This is a genomic window from Clostridium pascui, assembly GCF_016908015.1.
Taxonomy (GTDB): domain Bacteria; phylum Bacillota; class Clostridia; order Clostridiales; family Clostridiaceae; genus Clostridium_AK; species Clostridium_AK pascui.
This window is the reverse complement of the sequence record NZ_JAFBDB010000017.1, coordinates 1-2,512: the sequence shown is the minus strand read 5'-3', so window position 1 is coordinate 2,512 and position 2,512 is coordinate 1. Positions and strand designations below refer to the sequence as shown.

The 2,512-nt window shown below is 31.5% G+C and carries 4 protein-coding genes; all 4 read left to right on the top strand.

The features are described from left to right. Positions 1-954 (top strand): RHS repeat-associated core domain-containing protein (locus JOC70_RS19025; protein ID WP_243429194.1); only part of this gene is annotated, 954 nt, incomplete at its 5' end. Between the two features lie 21 nt (positions 955-975). Then, positions 976-1,716, top strand: coding sequence for a hypothetical protein (locus tag JOC70_RS19020; protein ID WP_204600431.1), 741 nt, complete (start codon positions 976-978; stop codon positions 1,714-1,716). Between the two features lie 185 nt (positions 1,717-1,901). Further along, on the top strand, positions 1,902-2,132 hold the full coding sequence (locus JOC70_RS19015) for a hypothetical protein (protein ID WP_204600430.1): 231 nt from the start codon (positions 1,902-1,904) through the stop codon (positions 2,130-2,132). Between the two features lie 117 nt (positions 2,133-2,249). Continuing rightward, positions 2,250-2,512: hypothetical protein (locus JOC70_RS19010; RefSeq protein ID WP_204600429.1), on the top strand; the 263-nt coding region annotated here is incomplete at its 3' end.

The following is a 2,512-nucleotide window of genomic DNA, read 5'->3' as shown; positions in this document are numbered from 1 at the left end:
TACTACACCTATGATAGTGATGGCAGCCTTGTATCCATGAACTTAAATGGTGTAGAATATTACTATATAAGAAACCTTCAAGGAGATATTATAGGTTTATTTGATAAAAATGGAACACAAGTTGTATCCTATACCTATGATACTTGGGGCAAACACGATGGTAAAGCCGAGTTAAAGGATGAAAACGGCACTGTAATTCAGCAAGGTGACATTAAAGGAACACTTGCATCAACTGTTGGAGTTAAGAATCCTTATAGATACAGAGCGTATAGGTTTGATACTGAAACAGGATTGTACTATTTAAATTCTAGATATTATAATCCTGAAATGGGCAGATTTATTAATGCGGATGGACTTATTGGAAGTCCAGGAGAATTACTAAGCTATAATATGTTTGCATACTGCAGTAACAACCCAGTAAATATGGAAGACCCAAGTGGACTTCTTTTCAATAATGTTACTAATAAGATTAACTCATATATGTATAAAGCGAAATTAGCATTAATGGCAACAATAGCAACAGTAATGTACAATAATATAGTGCAACAAAAAGAATACATTAATAATGCTATAGATAGTATAAGTAATACAATAAGCAACGCAGTAAATAATACTATTGCTAAAATAAAAACTCATGGCAATAGCAAACAAAGTAAAAAGTCTCAGCATGGATATGAGATTTATAGAAAAAATACGGGAGATGTAGTTAAGGTTGGGATTAGTGGTGGAAAAGTAAGATTAGATGGAAAGTCATATAGAGCAGAGAAACAGGTAAGAGATTTTAATAAGCAAGATGGAGGGGACATATACGCTTCAAGAATAATGGGATATTTTCCTGACAGACCAAGTGCGCTTGAATGGGAATGGCTGAATGCACAGTTTCGCTATTCTCAGGGGCATTCGATGGATCATCATCTGAGACCTGGGTTTGATAATTGGTGGGACTTGAAATAAGAGTTGAAAGGAGAAATAAAAATGTATCTTAGAGAAATACAGTTAAGTTTGCCATATAGAGAAAAACCAGAGATTCTAAAGGAGATAATGAGTCAACATAATTGTACTTATGAGAAAGCTATAGAAATTGATTATGATAATAATTGGATGATTGGAGTTAGGCGGAGATTTGAATTAGAAACTAGATGTATTGCTGCTATGTTTATGAGATTGCTTGGCAAATATAAAACTAAGAATAGTTCTAAAATACTCATTGAGTGTATTGAGAAAGAGCCTGAAACAGTTTATCCTTGTTATAGAGGTAGTTGTGCAGGAATAGGCTTAGTTAGATATGAACTAGACTATGTTAATTTCTTCAATAAGAAAAGCCATGAAAAAAAACAAATAATATTACAAATAATTAAAGAAAGCCTTTTTACTATAGCAAAAGAAGAAGAGTGGGAGTTAACACCTTTAGAAAATGTAGTCAATAAAATTGAGGAATTAAATTATGATAATTTTTGGGTGTTTGGTAAAAAAGCAAAGAGTCCAAATAAATTGTATACTGCAGAATTATATATTGAGCACAAGATAGAGTCGATAGATTTTTTTGTTCTAATTCGTAATAAACAAGATGAAGTAGTCAAAAAAAAATTAATAATAACAGAAAAACCAAGTGAATGGATGTATATTCAGTATCTAGGAAAATTAGTTTGGGCTTCAGATACAGAAATTCAATTAAGGGATAAAACAGGGTTTACACTTTTCTCTTTATCTTTGTAATGGGGGTTTGCTAAAATTATTAGCGTGATTTTTGGTTTGTTAAAAATAATCGACAAAATTAATAAATTTAAAGTTGATAGCGAAGTCATAATAATTACTGAGCTGAATAAAAAAATGACTAATTAAAGTATGAAGAGAACATTTCCTAATATACTTAATCCTAAATAGGAAGTGAGGCTTTTTAGATGAATAATGAACTTAAGAATATCGCAACTATTAACATAGTAGATACTGAATTTGAAGAGGAAAACGATGGAGTAGTTATAGTTAAATCCTTTGGTAACATTAAAATTGGATTAGCGGTTTCACAGAGAGATAGTGGAGATGCCGTGTTATGGTTTGATGTTAATGAAGCTCAACAAATTATTTCTGCTCTACAAGTTGCTATTGAGGAAATTAAAGATAACAATAATTAATATTATATACAAAACTATAATATCCAAAACAATGCTATAAAGAAAGTCCAACAGGTCACAGTACTTGTTGGACTTTGCTATTCAAAGGTTCAAAGCTTTTCTCTAAATAATAACCTAATGGGTGATAAGGGAGTAAAACCTTACGATGAAAATGCAGTTTTTGAAAAGAATGATGCTTATGATACAGCCTTAGCTGCATATGAAGGTACCACTAATTTAGTGAAAAATAACTCTTCCTTTGAAAACAGTACTTCTTCCTGGGTTATAGGAGATATGAGTTCTGGTACAGGAAAGCTTAGAGTTGTAAATGACGGATTTTATGGAACAAAGGCTTTAGAGCTGTATGATTCAGATGGTTTATATGATGGAAGTAAGACTAA

Coding starts and splice junctions, on each gene's coding strand:
- JOC70_RS19020 (WP_204600431.1), top strand. CDS start 976: ATGTATCTTAGAGAAATACAGTTAAGTTTGCCATATAGAGAAAAACCA.
- JOC70_RS19015 (WP_204600430.1), top strand. CDS start 1,902: ATGAATAATGAACTTAAGAATATCGCAACTATTAACATAGTAGATACT.